Origin of the sequence: Nostoc sp. (assembly GCF_036917375.1) — a bacterium.
GTDB lineage: Bacteria > Cyanobacteriota > Cyanobacteriia > Cyanobacteriales > Nostocaceae > Nostoc.
Genome location: NZ_JBALDN010000031.1, coordinates 65,532 through 83,064 on the forward strand (window position 1 = coordinate 65,532; position 17,533 = coordinate 83,064).

12 protein-coding genes and 3 pseudogenes are annotated in these 17,533 nt (G+C 42.8%); 9 read left to right on the plus strand and 6 right to left on the minus strand.

The window, feature by feature from the left end; all coding sequences use genetic code 11:
• Positions 1 to 65 precede the first annotated feature (65 nt).
• Positions 66 to 2,579, plus strand: coding sequence for a non-ribosomal peptide synthetase (locus tag V7K45_RS08135; protein WP_335002165.1), 2,514 nt, complete (start codon positions 66 to 68; stop codon positions 2,577 to 2,579).
• Positions 2,580 to 3,051: 472 nt separating this feature from the next.
• On the opposite strand, the pseudogene V7K45_RS08140 reads toward V7K45_RS08135, so the two are convergent.
• Positions 3,052 to 3,189 (minus strand): annotated as a pseudogene (locus tag V7K45_RS08140) (IS4 family transposase); the annotation flags it as partial.
• 134 nt (positions 3,190 to 3,323) lie between these two features.
• Here V7K45_RS08140 and V7K45_RS08145 point away from each other — a divergent pair.
• A pseudogene (locus tag V7K45_RS08145) lies at positions 3,324 to 3,832 on the plus strand (transposase); the annotation flags it as partial.
• Between the two features lies 1 nt (position 3,833).
• Here V7K45_RS08145 and V7K45_RS08150 read toward each other — a convergent pair.
• Positions 3,834 to 4,190 carry a hypothetical protein gene (locus V7K45_RS08150; protein WP_335002167.1) on the minus strand — a complete coding sequence of 119 codons (357 nt, stop codon included), beginning with the start codon at positions 4,188 to 4,190 and terminating at the stop codon, positions 3,834 to 3,836.
• Positions 4,191 to 4,401: 211 nt separating this feature from the next.
• On the opposite strand from V7K45_RS08150, the gene V7K45_RS08155 reads away from it, so the two are divergent.
• The 6 genes and pseudogenes from V7K45_RS08155 (at position 4,402) to V7K45_RS32930 (ending at position 13,330) form a co-directional block, all read left to right on the plus strand.
• Positions 4,402 to 9,777, plus strand: a complete 5,376-nt coding sequence (locus V7K45_RS08155; protein ID WP_335002169.1) for a trifunctional serine/threonine-protein kinase/ATP-binding protein/sensor histidine kinase — start codon at positions 4,402 to 4,404, stop codon at positions 9,775 to 9,777.
• A 372-nt stretch (positions 9,778 to 10,149) separates the two neighbouring features.
• The gene (locus V7K45_RS08160) at positions 10,150 to 10,332 is read left to right on the plus strand and encodes a hypothetical protein (RefSeq protein WP_335002171.1); all 183 of its coding nucleotides are present in this window, start codon (positions 10,150 to 10,152) and stop codon (positions 10,330 to 10,332) included.
• Between the two features lie 79 nt (positions 10,333 to 10,411).
• Positions 10,412 to 10,627, plus strand: a complete 216-nt coding sequence (locus V7K45_RS08165) for a hypothetical protein (protein ID WP_335002173.1) — start codon at positions 10,412 to 10,414, stop codon at positions 10,625 to 10,627.
• A gap of 737 nt (positions 10,628 to 11,364) precedes the next feature.
• A complete protein-coding gene (locus V7K45_RS08170; RefSeq protein WP_335002175.1) occupies positions 11,365 to 12,111 on the plus strand; it encodes a ferritin-like domain-containing protein in 747 nt (248 codons plus the stop codon).
• A gap of 302 nt (positions 12,112 to 12,413) precedes the next feature.
• On the plus strand, positions 12,414 to 12,632 hold the full coding sequence (locus V7K45_RS08175; RefSeq protein ID WP_335002186.1) for a winged helix-turn-helix domain-containing protein: 219 nt from the start codon (positions 12,414 to 12,416) through the stop codon (positions 12,630 to 12,632).
• A 419-nt stretch (positions 12,633 to 13,051) separates the two neighbouring features.
• Positions 13,052 to 13,330 (plus strand): annotated as a pseudogene (locus V7K45_RS32930) (transposase).
• A 48-nt stretch (positions 13,331 to 13,378) separates the two neighbouring features.
• On the opposite strand, the gene V7K45_RS08185 reads toward V7K45_RS32930, so the two are convergent.
• From V7K45_RS08185 to V7K45_RS08200, 4 genes are all read right to left on the minus strand, one after another.
• Complete coding sequence (locus tag V7K45_RS08185; protein ID WP_335002177.1) at positions 13,379 to 13,657, minus strand: DUF2934 domain-containing protein; 279 nt, start codon at positions 13,655 to 13,657, stop codon at positions 13,379 to 13,381.
• Between the two features lie 309 nt (positions 13,658 to 13,966).
• On the minus strand, positions 13,967 to 14,605 hold the full coding sequence (locus V7K45_RS08190) for a MarC family protein (RefSeq protein WP_335002179.1): 639 nt from the start codon (positions 14,603 to 14,605) through the stop codon (positions 13,967 to 13,969).
• Between the two features lie 81 nt (positions 14,606 to 14,686).
• Positions 14,687 to 14,851 (minus strand): hypothetical protein, encoded by a 165-nt coding sequence (locus V7K45_RS08195; protein ID WP_335002181.1) that lies wholly within the window; start codon positions 14,849 to 14,851, stop codon positions 14,687 to 14,689.
• A gap of 275 nt (positions 14,852 to 15,126) precedes the next feature.
• On the minus strand, positions 15,127 to 16,500 hold the full coding sequence (locus V7K45_RS08200; protein ID WP_335002183.1) for a DUF2252 domain-containing protein: 1,374 nt from the start codon (positions 16,498 to 16,500) through the stop codon (positions 15,127 to 15,129).
• 505 nt (positions 16,501 to 17,005) lie between these two features.
• Between V7K45_RS08200 and V7K45_RS08205 the strand changes: the two genes are divergently transcribed.
• Complete coding sequence (locus V7K45_RS08205) at positions 17,006 to 17,311, plus strand: MATE family efflux transporter (RefSeq protein WP_335002185.1); 306 nt, start codon at positions 17,006 to 17,008, stop codon at positions 17,309 to 17,311.
• Positions 17,312 to 17,533 lie beyond the last annotated feature (222 nt).

The window sequence follows — 17,533 nt, forward strand, 5'->3', positions numbered from 1 at the left end:
AACTCAGTACACTTTTATTCCTTTTTACCTATTCCCTGTTCCCCATTCCCTATTCTCAAATTAGTATGGAAATTCCAGCACAACCTTTCTCAAATCGAAAATCACAACTCTCTGCGGCAAAACGAGCCTTGCTGGAAAAGCGTCTGCGGGGAGAGTCAGTTAGTCTGGCGAAAACGCTAACTATTCCAAAGCGATCGCCTGAAGCTACCCTATTGCTTTCTTTTGCTCAGGAGCGATTGTGGTTTTTCAATTTACTAGAACCAGCTAATCCAGCCTACAACAGTTCCTTTAGTCTCAAACTATCGGGACACCTAGATATTGCCGCACTTGAACAAAGCGTTAATAGCGTCATTGAACGCCACGAAATCTTGCGGACTAACTTCACCACAGACAACAGTGAACCCCGACAAGTTATTCATGCCCATCGACCGATTACCCTATCCTACATTGACCTGCGCGATCGCTCGGCATCGCAGCAAACTGCTGAAGTTAACCGTTTAGCTGCTGAACATTCCCAACATCCCTTCGATTTTGCCCAAGAACCTCTGCTGCGAGTCATGATTCTCCAGCTAGGAACGATAGATTATATTATTTTGACGACAATACATCACATCATTAATGATGGTTGGTCAATTGGGGTTTTTATTCAGGAACTATTTACCTTTTATCAAGCCTACAGACAAGGAATAGAGCCAATTTTGCCAGAGTTACCGATCCAGTATGCAGACTATGCTCTCTGGCAACGGCAATATTTACAGGGGGATGTTCTCGAAAAACAACTTAATTACTGGAAACAGCAACTTGCTGGCATACCGTCTCTGTTACAATTGCCGAGCGTTAGCGAAGCTCGCCGTAGGCATCGCCCGCGTCCACCAGTCCAAACTAACCAAGGACAAACCCAAGCCTTTAGCCTGAACTCAACATTAACCCAACAACTGCGACAGTTAAGCCAAAATGCTGGCACAACTCTCTTCATGACGCTGCTAGCAGCATTTGCGGTATTGCTCTACCGCTACAATGGGCAAGAAGATATTGCCATCGGTTCCCCCATTGCTAATCGCGATCGCACTGAAACTCGGCATCTCCTCGGTTGCTTAGTGAACACAATAGTTCTGCGAACTCACTTAGAAAATAATCCAAGTTTTACCCAGCTTTTAGCACAAGTCCGAGAAACTACGTTACAAGCTTATGCCCATCAACAAATTCCTTTTGAAAAAGTTGTGGAAGCACTACAGCCTGAGCGTAACTTGAGTCATGCTCCTCTATTTCAGGTGATGTTCGTTCTCCAAAATGCTTCCATCGCTCCCTTAAAATTACCTGGGTTAACTCTGACACCTTTACAGCCTCAAGTCAGCACCGCCCTATTCGATCTGACCTTAACCTTTGAAGAAACTGCTACAACTCTAGTTGGTTCCTGGGAATACAGCACCGATTTATTTGCAGCAGACACCATTACTCGGATGACAGGACATTTCCAAACCTTACTGGAAGCAATTGTAGTCAACCCTGCTTGCGGTATTGGTGAATTGCCTTTACTGACACCATCTGAATTACACCTGATGCTGGTTGAGTGGAATAATACGGCTACTCCGTACCCAAAGGATTACTGTTTTCACCAACTCTTTGAGCAACAAGTTCAGCGAACCCCGGAAGCGATTGCTGTCGTCTTTGACGATCGGCATTTAACTTACCAAGAACTCGATCGCCAAGCTAATCAACTCGCCCATTACTTACAAAAAATTGGTGTTGGTGCAGAAGTTTTAGTAGGATTATGCGTTGAGCGATCGCTCGATATGGTAGTTGCAATCCTGGGAATTTTTAAAGCGGGTGGTGTTTATGTTCCCCTTGAGCCAACTTATCCCCAAGAACGACTGGCTTACATATTGGCAGATGCCTCAGTAGCAGTATTGCTCACTCAAAGTAAATTAGCCGAGCTATTGCCGAGACACCAAACTCAGATTGTTTATCTTGATGGCGATCGCCTGTTGTCTCAGCAGCCTCAGACACCTCCGATTTGCCAGAGTCAGCCTCATAATCTAGCCTACGCGATCTATACTTCCGGCTCAACAGGACAACCCAAAGGTGTCCTCATTGAACACTTAGGGTTACTCAATCATCTCTATGCCATGATTGCTAACCTTGACCTCAAAGAAACCGATGCGATCGCCCAGACAGCCTCGATTAGCTTCGATATCTCTATTTGGCAAATCCTGACTTTACTGCTGATTGGTGGTAGAGTACACGTTTTTAAGTATGAAATTGTGCGCGAACCAGTCCAACTGCTGGAACAGATTGAGCGTCAAGCAATCTCTGTCCTCCAAATAGTTCCCTCACTCTTAAAAATGTTGCTTGAAGAGGTTGAGCGATCTCAGCCTCAGATCCCACACCTCTGTAAACTGCGTTGGTTATTAGTAACTGGCGAAGCATTTCCGACTAATCTCCAAGATTTGTGGTTCGACTATTATCCTGATATTCCCATGATGAATGCTTATGGTCCTGCTGAATGCGCTGATGACGTAACTCTTTATCCCATTTTTCAGGGGGCGACAGGGGAGCTAAAGAGCTTGCTGTATAAGTGACATAACTTTCAAACCTTGGCGATAAAACCTCTGCTTATTGCGAATAGAACCCATGAGTTCTTCAACCCATATTTGACACTCATGAAAAGCAGTTATCCAATTTTGTCCGTATAAACCTATCCAAAAATTACTGTGCCGTTTTTTATAGGCTATTTATAAAGTAAATCTAAAGGTGAGTAGGAAGGGATTACTGCAAGGATTAAGATGCCTCATATACAGTTTATTTACATAGTTGTTCAGGGCTTCGGCTCCATTCATCGAGACTCTCCTGACTGACTCATAATTCTCCAGACCAGACAAGATAACCGATCGTCTCATTTATAATAGGGCGTGTGAGGACTGCTGTCTAGTGACGGGAGCAATGCGATTTTGTCAGGTTGGGATAAACAAGGTGCAATGCCAACTCTTGGAGAGGTTTGTCTGCAACACGCTCTTGCTAGCTTGCTTCCAGGTTCGCGGAACCTCTGCCAACTTACGAGGGTTCAACACCCCTAGAAATGGGATGAATACGTCCTAAAGAAGTAAGCTTGGCAAAAATCTGGGTTAATAAAATAGGCTCAGGCATTTCCGGAAGCATTTTTAACATTTCGCGAACATATCGAAAACCACGATATAGCAATCCGGAATCATTCGTGAGAAAATACATAAAAAAGTGTAAGTAGTTTTAATGACTAGGGCTAGGTGCGGGAATGTGAATGCGATCGCTAGAAAAGTTTATTGAAAATAGCATAGATTTGCGTGAGTCATTTGTTATGGGGGGACGTAAACGGTTATGTTTGGGGCAAAACCAGCGAACGAGTATCAGTTCCTGTAGGCAATGCGCATTGTAAAGAAACATATTTCGGTGCATTGGACTATCAAACAAAGGAATTTTTCATTTACAAGGCAAAAAAAGCTAATTCTGAAACTACAATTGGTTTTTTAGAAAATCTTCAATCATTACGCCCCCAAGCTAAAATTTTAATTATTTGGGACGGAGCTAGTTACCACCGTTCAGGGCAAATTAAAGAGTATTTAGACTCGCTCAATGCAGAATTAGAAAAAGAACAATGGTTGATAACTTGTGAGCGCTTTGCCCCGAATGCTCCACAACAAAATCCTGTAGAAGACATCTGGTTACAAGGAAAAAGATTGATTCGAGAATTTTATTTTTTTGTCAATCTTTCTCTGTGGTCAAGGGGTTATTTGAATTAGCAATTGATTGTCAAAAATTTGACTTTCCTAAACTGCATGAATATGGTGTTTTCTCATGAATCATTTAGGATTGCTATACTTTGCCGTTACTAGCCCTGTAAGATTCGTACCAACTCGTAAAGCGAAGCAAATCGCCTTGAACGACAAACTCAATAATTGGCGCATAAGTGTTTTTTCCTTATCCTTACTATCGCGCTCGCAACAATGGACAGTATCAACAACTCTACCCTGTGTTTGAGTCAGGATAGCACGCTCGTGTGTAATTTTCTTGTTGGCGTAAAAACCTATCCCAATAAAAACTACTCCAATGATCACACCAAGAATTCCGCTAAATTTATCTTCAAATGTAACTTTGCGAAGTTTTACATTTATGGTTTTGACAATCCCAAAAATAAATTTCATCACAGCATCTGACATTGCCTGATGGCATTACGATTGCTGAGTATTTATTTAACGGTAACTCGCTTGTCAACTATGTGAATTAATGAATTTTGAATCAGTAAATTTAGAGCAAGCGATTGCAAATTTGACTATTATTATTAATTTTTGTCTCTAAAAGTTAAAGAGAATCTCAAAATGGGAATTATCTATATACATAGAAAAAGATTTGTAAAGCAAAATAAGATTTATGTTGGCAATAACTGGTTATCGTATAAACGAGCTAATTTATTCCAGTTCCAATACCCTAGTACATCGTGGTCTTAGGGAATTAGATCAAAAACCAGTCATTATTAAACTATTGCGGCACAACTATCCCAGCTTCAGCGAATTGGTGCAGTTTCACAATCAGTATGCGATCGCGAAAAATCTCGACATCCCAGGCATTGTCCAACCGCTGAGTCTAGAACCATACCAAAATGGCTATGCTTTAGTAATGAAAGACATCGGTGGCATCTCTCTACGTGATTACATCCAGGCTGCCCCTTTAAGTGTTGAACAATTTTGGCCAATTGCCCTGCAAATTGTAGATATCCTCCACCAGCTATATCAGCAACGGATTATTCACAAAGACATTAAACCAGCCAACATTCTGATTCAACCAGAAACGGGGGAGATTAAGCTGATTGACTTTAGCATTGCCTCCTTGTTACCCCGTGAAACCCAAGAGATTCAAAATCCCAATGTTCTAGAAGGCACACTTGCCTATATCTCACCGGAACAAACCGGGCGGATGAACCGGGGAATTGACTATCGCAGCGATTTCTATTCTTTGGGAGTTACTTTTTTTGAACTGCTCGCGGGACAGTTACCATTTCCAGTAGACGAGCCAATAGAAATGGTTCATGCCCATATAGCGAAACAACCACCCTCTATCTGCGATCTCAACCCCGATCTGCCCATCATGCTCGGTGAAATCATTCGCAAACTGATGGCTAAAAATGCGGAAGAGCGCTATCAAAGCGCTCTCGGTCTCAAGCACGATCTGCTGCGATGCCAGGAAAAATATCATGTTGCGGGCAAACTCGCCTGGTTTGATTTAGGCCAACGGGATATTAGCGATCGCTTTTTGATTCCCGAAAAACTCTACGGACGAGAACAAGAAGTTCAAACCTTACTTGATGCTTTTGGCCGAGTTGCCAACGGAGCCTCCGAACTGATGCTGGTAGCAGGTTTTTCCGGTATTGGCAAAACTGCCGTCGTCAATGAAGTGCATAAGCCGATTGTACGTTGGCATGGCTATTTCATCAAAGGTAAATACGACCAGTTCAACCGCAATCTGCCGTTTAGTGCCTTTATACAAGCCTTCCGCGACCTGATGGGTCAACTTCTAAGCAGTGATGACGCACAGTTAGCTGATTGGAAAGCGAAAATCTTGGCGGCAGTGGGTGACAATGGGCAGGTACTTATCGAGGTGATTCCTGAACTCGAACAGGTCATCGGCCAACAACCCCCAGTACCAGAACTCTCCGGTAGTGCTGCTCAGAATCGTTTCAATCTGCTGTTCCAAAAGTTCATCACGGTGTTCACCACAAGGGAGCATCCACTAGTCATCTTTTTAGATGACTTGCAATGGGCTGATTCGGCTTCGCTAAACTTGCTGAAGCTACTGCTGACAGAACGCGATCGCGGTTATCTGTTCGTCATCGGAGCCTATCGGGATAACGAAGTATTTCCGACTCATCCGTTGATGCTGATGCTCGATGAGGTCAAAAAAGCCCAAACCCAAATCCATACCCTCACCCTACAACCCTTAAGCCAAGCCCATATTAATCAGTTAATAGCAGATACGCTCAGTTGCTCAACTGAAATGCCTCAACCGCTTTCGGAGTTGGTCTATCAAAAAACTAAGGGGAATCCCTTCTTCCTCACCCAATTTCTCAAAGCACTGCATGAGGACGGCTATATTTGGTTTGACTTCCAGACAGGACATTGGCAATGTGACTTGGCAACGGTGAAGTTACTTGCGCTCACGGATGATGTGGTCGAGTTCATGGCACTTCAGTTGCAAAAATTGCCGACCGCCAGCCAGACTGCTTTGAAACTGGCGGCTTGCATTGGCGCTCAGTTTGATTTGTCTACCCTAGCAATTGTCAATCAGCGATCGCCCGAAGATACCGCGCTCGACCTCTGGAAAGCCTTGCAAGAAGGCGTGATTGTGCCCATCAGCGATGTCTATAAGTTCTACCAACCCTCAGAACTTCACGTGGCACAAGTCCAGCAACCATTATCGTTTAACTGTTCTTATCGCTTTCTCCACGATCGCGTCCAGCAAGCTGCTTATTCCCTTATCCCTGACGAGCAAAAACAGACGACTCATTACCAAATCGGACAACTGCTGCTACAACAAGTTTCTCCAGCCGCTAGAGAAGAGCGCATTTTTGAAATCGTCAATCAGTTGAACTATGGCACCACGCTGATTGGACAACAACACCAACGGGACGAACTCGCCCAACTCAACCTCACCGCTTGCCGCAAAGCCAGAGGCTCAACCGCCTATCAAGCCGCCCGTGAATATGCCACAGTAGGGCTGCAACTGTTGGGAGGGGACGCTTGGCAACGGCAGTACGAAATGACACTAACTCTGCACGACTTAGCTGCCGAGGTCGCTTTTTTGGCTGGTGCTTTTGAACAGATGGAAGAGTGGATTGAAGCAGCGATCCATCATGCAAAAACGCCTCTAGAACGAGTGCCAGTCTATCAAGTGAGAATTCAGGCATTGGTCGCCCGCAATCAATTTTTAGATGCGATCGCGATCGGTCAATCAGTCTTCCGGATGTTGGGCGTAAACTTGCCAGACGAACCAACCCTAGATGATATTCGCCTCCTGAAGCAGGAAATTGATGCTTTAATTGAGGGTCGCTCTATTGAGTCATTCATTCATCTGCCGAAAATGACCGATCCGCAGCAATTAGCAATTATGCAAAATGCAGCGCGGCTGACACCAGTTTGTTATATGTCCGGCACAAAGCTTTATTTCCTAGTCGTGGCACTCCAGGTCAAATTATCGATTCAATTTGGCAACAGTCCAGTTTCGGCGTTTTGCTACGTTGGTTACGCCTTCCAACTGAGGATGTTGTGGGGCGACATGTCAAAAGTGCCTCAGTTTGGGCAATTAGGATACCAACTCGCCTTAGAACCCGATGCCAAAAACATCCGAGCCGCAACTGCCATGTTAATGGGGGCTTATGTGGGTTCTTGGACAATCCATCTGCAAGACACGCTGCCCATTCTACTGGACGGATATCAAGCCGGGTTGGAAACTGGCAATCTAGAATTTATGGGCTACGATGCCCAGTTGTACTGCTTTAATGCGTATTGGTACGGTCAACCGCTGGCTGAACTCGAACCCCAAATTCGTGCCTATTACCAGCAATTATCCGACCTCCACCAAGTCACGGCAGCAAACTGTGTATTGGCTTACTGGCAAGCGGCGCAAATTCTCTTAGGTCAGTCAGAACAAGAAATTCCCTTACGCCAGGATGCCTACGAACAGAAAGTTCTGGATGAGGCCAAAGTCGATTTTTACCGACTATCCTTCTTTTACCTTTATCGCTTCACCTTAAATTACTGGCTGCAAGACTTTGCCAAAGCCCAACGCGATGCCGCTCAAACGCGACAGTATTTAGCTGGCGGTATGGGAAGTATCGTTGAACCAATCTTTTATTTCTATGATTCTCTGACCGTACTGGCTAATCCTGGTGACTCAATTTCCCCGTCAGAACCGGGATGGCAGCGAATGGAAGAAAATCAAGCTAAGTTAAAAGATTGGGCAGATTATGGCCCCATGAATTACTTGCACAAATATCATTTAGTTGAAGCGGAAAAATATCGCGTTCTCGATCGCAAAACCGAAGCTATAGAATTTTACGACCTGGCGATCGCGGGTGCCAAAGCCAATGGCTATTCTCAGGAAGCAGCCCTTGGCAATGAACTGGCGGCAAAATTCTATCTGGATTGGAACAAAGAGCGAATCGCCCAAACTTACTTGATTGACGCCTACTATGGCTATGCTCGCTGGGGGGCGAAAGCCAAACTCGCTGACTTGGAAACTCGCTATCCCCAACTGCTAGCTCCCATCTTCCAAGGGGCGCAGACAACACTTTCTATTGACGAAACCTTATTTTCCACTGCAACTGTCACCTCGACTAGTACTTCCTCCACGAGTCTTTCTGATTCTCTGGATCTGGTTGCCATCCTCAAAGCGTCCCAAACTCTTTCGGGTGAAATCGAGCTTGAGCCGTTAATTGGTACTCTCTTGCTGACGGTAATGCAAACCTCTGGTGCGACGCAGTGCGCTTTGATGTTGAGTGAGGGGCAAAATCTCACAGTTCAGGCGAGGGCAGAACTTACGGCATCGCGCCAAATCGAAACGCAGATTCTGCATCCAACCCAGTCGCTTGTCGATAGTGGTATAGTACCGATCGCTCTGGTAACAAAAGTCAAACGCAGCTTGCAGCCTGCTGTGATTAGTAATGCCGCGCAAGAGCCGCTATTGCTCGGCGATGCGTATATCCAAAACCAACAGCCCAAGAGTCTGCTGTGCAGCCCGATTCTGCAACAGGGCAAGTTGCTGGGCATAGTCTATCTAGAAAATAACCTGGCAACGGGAGCCTTTACCCGCGATCGCGTTGAGGTGCTGAATCTGCTGTGCGCCCAAGCTGCGATTTCGCTGGAGAATGCTCGTCTCTATCAGCAAGCCCAAGCATATACTCAACAGATCCAAGAATCTCAGCTTCAGATTGTGCAAAGCGAAAAAATGGCGACTTTAGGTAACTTGGTGGCAGGGGTGGCTCACGAAATTAATAATCCAGTCGGCTTCCTCAACGGTAGTATTAACAATGCCAAAGATTATGTACTAGACCTGTGTGAGTATTTAGATATCTATCACCAGCACCAGCCACCTATAGGTGCGGTGGCCGAATTAGCCCAAGAACTTGACCTAGAGTTTATGTTGGAGGATTTACCTAAATTAATTGACTCGATGAAAGGCGCAACCGATCGCATTAAAGGCATCAGTACCAGCCTGCGTACCTTCTCTCGTGCCGATACGGAACACAAAGTTAAAGCCAGCTTGCACGAAGGGTTAGATAGTACGCTGTTGATTCTCAAGTATCGGCTCAAAGCCAATGAAAATCGGCCTGCCATTGGAGTTATTCGCGACTACGGTGACATTCCTGAAATTGATTGCTTCCCCGGTCAGCTTAACCAGGTGTTTATGAACATTCTGGCTAATGCGATTGATATGTTCGATGAAATAGCACAGCAAACAACCTTTGAGGAGTTAGAAAATCATCCCCAACAAATCGCGATTCGCACTGCATTATTATCCGAACAAAATGCAGTTGAAATTCGTATTTCTGACAACGGTAAAGGGATGAATGAAGAAGTTCAATCTAAGATTTTTGAGCGTTTATTTACCACTAAAGAGGTTGGCAAAGGAACGGGGTTAGGCTTGGCGATCGCCCGTCAGATTGTCGTCGAGAAACATGATGGTCGGCTGGAAGTTCAGTCCCAATTAGGACAAGGCTCTGAGTTTTCCATCTCACTCCCGGTTCGGGGTTAAATCAACCATCGCTGCAACACAGTTGTTGTACTGTCAGGGTAAGAGCATCTCAATCAGGCTTGACACAAGGAATCAGAAGAATCTAAAGTATTGTCAATGAAAAAACTGAGAACCTGAATCATATAATTGTTATTCATAGCAGTGCGTTTCATTTTTTGACGGAGACTACGTTTGTAACCTGAGTTCGGGTTAAGCCAGAAGCTAAAAAGCGTATTTTGTAAGGGTTGAGCATAACTCTAAGTGATATAAGAAACCTTTAAAGTGCAATCATTTTGTCAACAAGACTTATAAATAAGACTAATATCAACAATATGCTTTATTGAGAAGATATTAAAACAGAGCTTCAGACCGAACAATGAGAAATCAAGGGTTTTGAGGATTTATTATCCCGAACTCAGGTTAGCCATAGCTTTCGGTGCAGTAGTTGTCGAATTGCTGTTGACAGATAGCGTGTTAGAAACAGATGGTGCGCGAGATTTTTACCCAACGGACAACAGAAAGTCTTTTACGGTGATGATTGTTGGAAATAAAATTATCATTGGGAAAAATCGGTAATTCAATATCAAGCGATCGCAATCGCACTCTGGCCCAATAGCTGCTAAAGATTGCACTCAGAATTTATCGGGGGAACCTCATGAACAACCAACCGAATCACAAAAACCTCAGCCCACAAGAAACGCCATGTCTTATCTGCGGCTCACAAAATTTTGTTTGGGGTCGTACCGTTGGAGAATCAGTAAGTCAGTGGGTGTATTTCCGTGCTGATAGGGCTGGGTGGGGAGAAGGTGAAAAGCTACGGGCGCGTAAATGCCTTGATTGTAGCAATGTTCAGCTATTTACGTATGAATAGCTACCAAGAGCTATGTAGTCAAATCCAATCGTTGATACTCTCGATTTGTACCACAACTACGGTATTGACTCAAGAGCGATCGCAATTTCCTTTAATAAAAACTAGTAGTCTGCCAACCCAAAAATGCTAAGTGAGGACTGGGGAAAGGGGAAAGGGAAAAGGGTAAGGGATTTAAACCCTTTCCCCCTTCCCCCTTCCCCTTTACCCCGCCAAGTTCACTTGGCGAACTACTAGTTTTCAAGTGTTTCAGTCCCCGTGAGGGGATTTGGTTCTTGGAAACGCGTGTTTTCTGCTGGCAAGCAGTTTTTTAAGAGTTTCGCGTTGTGCAGTGAATAATTTTATCAGTTCTTCAATTCGCTCTCCCAGCAAATCTGTTAGCAACTGAATTGATTTACTCGTTTCCTGCTCTACCCAATCCAAACGAGTTTGTCCTAGCCCAAAGAAAAGTAGTTTTATGCCCTGTGCCACAGTAAGGAGCCAACCCAATACTTGTCGGTTAAGGGGAAAAGGGGAAGGGGAAAAGGAAAAGAAAAAACCTTTAACCTTTACCCTTTAACCTTTTCCCCAAATCCAATTCCGACTTAAAAATGCTTAACCGAGCAGTATTGGGAGCCAACCGTACTAAAGCATAAAACAACTCACTAAATTTTTTTTTGGTTAAAACTGCTTTTGTTAAACATCCCCAATCTCTCATGCTCAATGTTTACCATAAGAAAAAAGGTTAGCGGGAATCCCTCATGAATTTGTTGACTTATGTGATGCATCTAGTAGGTTCTGGTGCTTTTGCCTACTACAGTGCTGCTCAGATCCGTGACTCTAAAACTCGCCCTAATCTCTTGGCTGGGTTTGAGTTAGCAGAATCTGGTTCTGTGCCTTTTTTGACAGCACTGAGTAAGCGTGCCGCCGCAGAGGGCGACACATGGTTAGCCCAAAAGCTTAAACAACACGCGTCAGATGAAACTAGGCACGGCCAAATTTTCGCTCACAGCTTAAAACAACTCAATAAACAAGTTATAGATTGGAAGAGTCAACCCCAAACCACATCTACAGATAAATCACAACAGCAGCGTAGTCCATTTTTTGCCGCCTTCTTTGAAGGTTACACCCCAGAACAACTAAAACCTGCTGTGATTGATTGGAATGTCTTCATGGGTAGTACTTACATTCTAGAGTTAGATGCTAGCAAAGACTTTCCCAGGATGGCGAATGCATTACCCGATGATGAACCTGTTTCTCGTAACTTAAAACTGGGCATTTTGAGTGTCGCCAAAGATGAAACTACTCATGCTGCTTATCTTTATGAAGCAATGACACGGCGAATGTCTCTTACCAAAGTACAAGAGCTGATAGATGAGTGGCGTACTCGCAAAGTCAACGCGACTTTTGCATTTGCTAGTAATCTGTTACAAGGCAAATCACCAAATCGTTCTCTAGTACAAGATAGTATGCCTTCACAAAAAGATTCTCAACTAATTGGAACGTAAATTCGGGTCTTGTCCACTTTTGGTGATCCTATTCGGGGATATTAATTTAGGCGATCGCAAAAATAAAAAATGGAATAATAACTATTATTTAGATTGAGGGATAGCACAAAGTAGAAGACACGAGCGATACCTACGGTAAGCTGCGCTAACGCAAAAATACATTCACTCTCACCTGCCCGCGCTTTATATAGCCAGTAAGAACCGACGCTCAAGTAAATCTATCCCGGCGCGGCCGTACGACAACTTGGAAGATAGTTGTCGTACTCCCAGATAATATAGAAAGCCTCAAAGATAAACGTGCTATTGGAAATAACTCAAAAGCTACGGATGAGTACGTTCAATTATTAATGGAAACAATTGAAAAACCACCAACACAGTTAGAATATGAGTTTGGGAGATGGACAGCAGCAAGACTAGCAACTTACCTGGGAGAAAAAACAGGAATAAAGTTAAGTGGAGAACAAGTCAAGAGGATACTACTTAAAAAAAGTACGTTTACCTGTGGGCTAAGTATATCTTAGAAGATAAGCAAGACCCAACTAAAAGAGCAGCATTTAAAGAGAAGTTAGAAGGATATCTAGAAATGTCTAAGTTAGAATCAGCAAAGCTTCAAGTCTAGTTTTGGGATGAATCAGGTTTCAGTTTAAGAGTAATTTGACGGAAAAATTGGAGCCAAAAAGGTCAAAGGAAAAAAGTTACAGGACAACGTAGCAGTGGCAAAGTCAATCTCATGGGAGCAGTGATATTTCATGACCGTAAAAGAATGTGTTTTTTTGTAGATAAAGGAAACAGTGACATTTGTTATCAACAATTCCAACAATTATATGAACAGATAAATCAAGAATGGGTAGAGCAGGGTAATGCATCGGAATAATTTACTGAAAAAGGATCAAAAATAATCATTGTTTTAGATAATGCTAGCTCTCATAAAAAGAAAATAATCTTAGCTGAAATTGAAACAAATTTACCAAATATTCAACTGTATTTTCTACCGCCCTATAGTCCCGATTATAATCTCGTCGAGTTAGTATGGCACTCAGCTAAGGAATATATTGCTCATAGATTATTCCAATCAGTTGAGCAATTAAAGAATCTATTATAGCGCTTGCTAAATCAAGGCGAATTAATTATTAAATGGTATCGTCGAGTGAAAAACAAAGGTAATGCTGTTAAGCAACTTAAATGTGGAACAGCTTACCACAAAACTTTTTTGCAATAGGTCTAATAGGTAACAGTTAACTTCAGAGCTTAATTTACAAAAGTAAAGTTAAACTTTCAAATCTATTAACTCCTTTTCAGCCTGAAGCCAATGTTCTACAGACTTGCCATTTGGATAGCCCATTTGTTGCCAAATTTCATAAGCTTTTAAACGGATTTTATTTTCATCTGGGTGATTACTGACAAAATGTTCACAGGAATTAGTAATAAAACTATAGGGAGCTTCTCCAAAAAAATCCTGACGACCCAGAATTTCATTTGTAAAACGGAAACAATTTTGTTTGATTGGGCAATTTTGTCCGGGACACATTGTAATATCGTAAGGCATATATATTTTTACTCTTGAAAGCAACTTATTTATAATTTAATTGGACAGATATTGTCTAGATTTAACTAGATTGTTTGAGAAGAAAGTTATACCAATTCAAAAATTAAAATTAAGAAAGCCAAGAGTGATTGCTTATGATTAAAGCAAGTATTGCGATCGCTCTCTCCATTCAAGCGAGGATAAGTTAAGGATGAGTAGTTTGCCAATCGCGCTCAAGCCTAAAAACCAGCTATTCAATCAAGATAAGGGTATATGTCGGTTTAATTTTAAATAATTATGTCCAGTCTTTTATAGCATTATAGTTAAAGGTTATTTTATTTGAATATGGAACGCCTCTTTCAACAAGGAAATAGAGCCATCGGCAATAAACCTCACACCAATTGCTAAGATGAAAAAACCAAAAACTCGATTTAATGCTCCCACACCATTTTTTCCTAACTTACTAATAAGTGCTTCTCCTAATGACAGGCACAGATAAAGGCTTATACCTATTAAAACAATTCCCGCTAAAGACTCAAGATAGTCTACCCAATGCTTAAAGCTAATCGATAAACTCGTTACTACCCCAATTGCTCCAGGCCCACTTATTAATGGCACTGCCATTGGTGTAAAAGAAATATCTTCTTTATCTATAGCCTCATCATTTTCTGATGGAGTTAGTCGTTGACGGACTGTAACCATTTCCCACGCTGTATGAGCAACAAGTAATCCCCCTGCCAACCGTAGCACATTTAATGAGATTCCAAAAAATTCTAGAATCCACCTGCCAGTTAGTAAAAACACAGCTAAAACTAAGACTACATTTATGGCAGTTTGTATCGCCTGCTGATGACGCCCAGATGATGTTTCCATCGCTGTTAAGCTGTAAAAAACCGGAACTGCACCGATTGGATTGGCGATTGGGAAAAGAGCCACAAAGGTTGCTAATGTATTTGGAATTAACGACATTATCAATATTTGGATATCTAGATTTCCTAGAAGCAGAGTTTAGCAGACAGTGAGGGTGCGGTTGTACCCACTTTACTGCTTTCACGAAAAACTCCAAGAACCATCGATGCGATGCCACCGGTTCATGGCGCTTGAGCCATCGCACCCCACCCCGTTCAAGCGAGGAAACTTAAAAGCGATCGCCCCCAATCCCCCGATACCCCATCCCCCCATGCTTACAAAGGTAGGTATTTTGTATTTGGTCATTTTTTGACTATTTCAGCCGATGCTTAAATTCTGAAACGACCAAACCACGTTAAATATCAGCACTCATCACCAGCACCTCTGCTCTACGTGCTGGTGTAAGGGGTAAATCAAAAAATAGGTTTAGCAGGTTGGGTTCCAAAAGTATCATTAAGAGCGTGCCGACTTGTTGATTATCCTCTAGAACTGGAGTGAGATAAACCTGTTAAGGGGTTTAGGCGATCGCACTCCTGTAATTACTATCACCCATATTCAACAATTGCAATCAACAGTTCAGTTTAGTAGAGTGTCACCCCACTGTTGTAAGCGTTCACGAAACTGGTGTAGTCGTACTCGACTTGAGTTGCATAGTCTAGAGCAAAGTTAACAATCTCATCTTTGAATACAGCCTTGTTAGAGCTGGTGATATCAGTCACTTGCTTGTCAACGCTTTCTGAAACAATGCTAGCATCGTAATCTTGATCGGAGATAGCATGGTTTTTAGCAACGACCTTACCTGCATATCCCATCGCATCCATGAATTTTGATTTAGTGGTTAGTAAGGTATAGTCAAAGTCCACCTGGTAAGGGGATTTTTCATGCAGCATAAAGGGGATACCACTGACTGTAGTGTAGCCAACCAAGGGGTCAGTATTAGAGAGCATCGCTTTGGTGGCGATTGTCACCCTCGCCCCTTGATGGTTTCCATAGACTGAACTTGGTAGTAAACCTGGAACTGCGATCGCTACGGCACTAGAAGCTTCCTGCTTCATCTCCAAAATCCGGTCATCATCGGTTGCTGAAGTTGGACCCTCAATCAGCAAGTAATACCGATACTTACCAAGACTACCAGTACCGGAACCTAATTTGAGGCGAATATCTTTTAGAGTGTAGTAACTATTGCTGTAACGCTTACTGCTAGGAACTGAAGTAATGTAGCTGCTCATCGCCCCAGTAATATCTGAGTAGGTACTGCTGGATACAGGCTGGAGTTCAGAGGTTGTCTGAAAAACTCGATTGCTACTACTATTTAGCAGCGTGTACTTATTTAGCAAACTAGAGCGGCTCTTGGCTGCTGCCTGTTGAATTAAATCCTTGACTACACCGTTGGTATTGCTCTCTTGCAAACGGTATGAAAGCTCGTCGTTAGTCCCCTTAAAGTCGCTCATCTTGTTGAGGTAAGCATCCAGGAAATTTCGGACAATATCTTGAGCATCACTGGAGCTTAGGCCGTTCTCTTTGGCTGCTAGGAGAATTGAGACTGCCATACGTCGTAAATCCCAAACGTAAGGACCGAGATAGCCTTCATCAAAGTCAGTGGTATCAAAAACGTTGTTATCGTTGCTGTCTCTCATTCCCCCAAGATTTTGCAGATGCATATCTCCTTCTAACCAAATGGCATCAGTAGAGGAATTCACAAATGCTGAACTCGGTAATGTTTGCATATCGCGGTAGAAGATGTGAGCCGTTCCCCGATAAAAAGCAAAGGGGCTAGCTGCCATCTTTTGCATCTTCGTTGCCAATTCTTGAGGCAACTGTGATGCAAAGGGATGGTTGTATTGGTAAATTTCATTTTCCACCCAAGTTGAACGGGGAGTTGCAGCAACAGATGTAGATGCAAACCCCAAATTTAAAATAAAGAGGGTGACGATTGCAGATATGTGTTTGAGCATGAAAGTCTCTTAGGCGGTAAAGAAATTAACTCTTGCTGAACTCTTGTGTAGACACAACCATCCAACAACAATTCTTTTACCACCTTGAGTCATAACTTATAAAGTGATTTAAAGCACAATGTAACAACTATTCATAGCCAGCAAAAAAGATTGCTCTCAAGTATTTTACGCTGCCCCCAATCAAGCGTTCGCGTGAGCGCGTCTCGTAGAGAGGAAAATAGAGCGTTGGCGAAGCCCGCCGTAGGCATCGCTAACGCCTTCACTTTCATTTTTTCCTCTAAGAAATTTTCGGGTATCTATTCACACAAAATACATTTATCCTCAAGCGATTCCTACGCTTCACTTCATTGCATTTACATTCTTCAGATCAACATTACCTAACCCAGAAGATAAACCTCGTCTACGTTGAAACCCGTAGTTTTTCCTCGTCAGGGTCAAGATGATTTTTCACCCACAAGCGATCGCCAATTACAATTTCTAGCAGGGGTCAAGGGATTTAGTAATTTTGTCTATCTTTGCTCAACGTTCAATATTCATCCGCCATTTTCTCAAACTTGCATCTGTAAATGTTCTTTCAAATCTAATGGTTCCGTTGGCAGGACTAATAGATGTAATGTTTTTAGGACATTTAACGGAGATTCGTCATTTAGCAGGTGTTGCACTGGCAACAATTTTATTCAATTATATTTATTGGACATTCGGATTTTTACGCATGGGTACAACTGGAATGGTTGCACAGGCTATAGGGCGTAAAGATAACCAATCGGCACAGCATATTTCATTGATGTCATATAGTACAACACCTTCTTAATTCTCTACACTCTTTCATCCAGGAATACTAGGGATTTACGCTTTTATTAGTGCCACTCACCTCTGCCCAAAAGCTTGCCACCATGCAAAGTTTGTGTCGTGAAGTACTAGCTGTTACGCAGTACAACTATCCCTCTTCTGTCACTTTCCGGAATAAGTAAGTAGTAAATAAGTTAAATTATCCAGAAGCATAACCAGGTTTAAATTGATTCATTGCAGCAAT

Bases quoted from the DNA above. Each gene is read 5' to 3' on its own strand.
- V7K45_RS08155 (WP_335002169.1), top strand. From the start codon at position 4,402: ATGTTGGCAATAACTGGTTATCGTATAAACGAGCTAATTTATTCCAGT.
- V7K45_RS08170 (WP_335002175.1), top strand. From the start codon at position 11,365: ATGAATTTGTTGACTTATGTGATGCATCTAGTAGGTTCTGGTGCTTTT.
- V7K45_RS08195 (WP_335002181.1), bottom strand. From the start codon at position 14,851: ATGACCAAATACAAAATACCTACCTTTGTAAGCATGGGGGGATGGGGT.
- V7K45_RS08185 (WP_335002177.1), bottom strand. From the start codon at position 13,657: ATGCCTTACGATATTACAATGTGTCCCGGACAAAATTGCCCAATCAAA.
- V7K45_RS08190 (WP_335002179.1), bottom strand. From the start codon at position 14,605: ATGTCGTTAATTCCAAATACATTAGCAACCTTTGTGGCTCTTTTCCCA.
- V7K45_RS08150 (WP_335002167.1), bottom strand. From the start codon at position 4,190: ATGTCAGATGCTGTGATGAAATTTATTTTTGGGATTGTCAAAACCATA.
- V7K45_RS08135 (WP_335002165.1), top strand. From the start codon at position 66: ATGGAAATTCCAGCACAACCTTTCTCAAATCGAAAATCACAACTCTCT.
- V7K45_RS08165 (WP_335002173.1), top strand. From the start codon at position 10,412: ATGAACAACCAACCGAATCACAAAAACCTCAGCCCACAAGAAACGCCA.
- V7K45_RS08200 (WP_335002183.1), bottom strand. From the start codon at position 16,500: ATGCTCAAACACATATCTGCAATCGTCACCCTCTTTATTTTAAATTTG.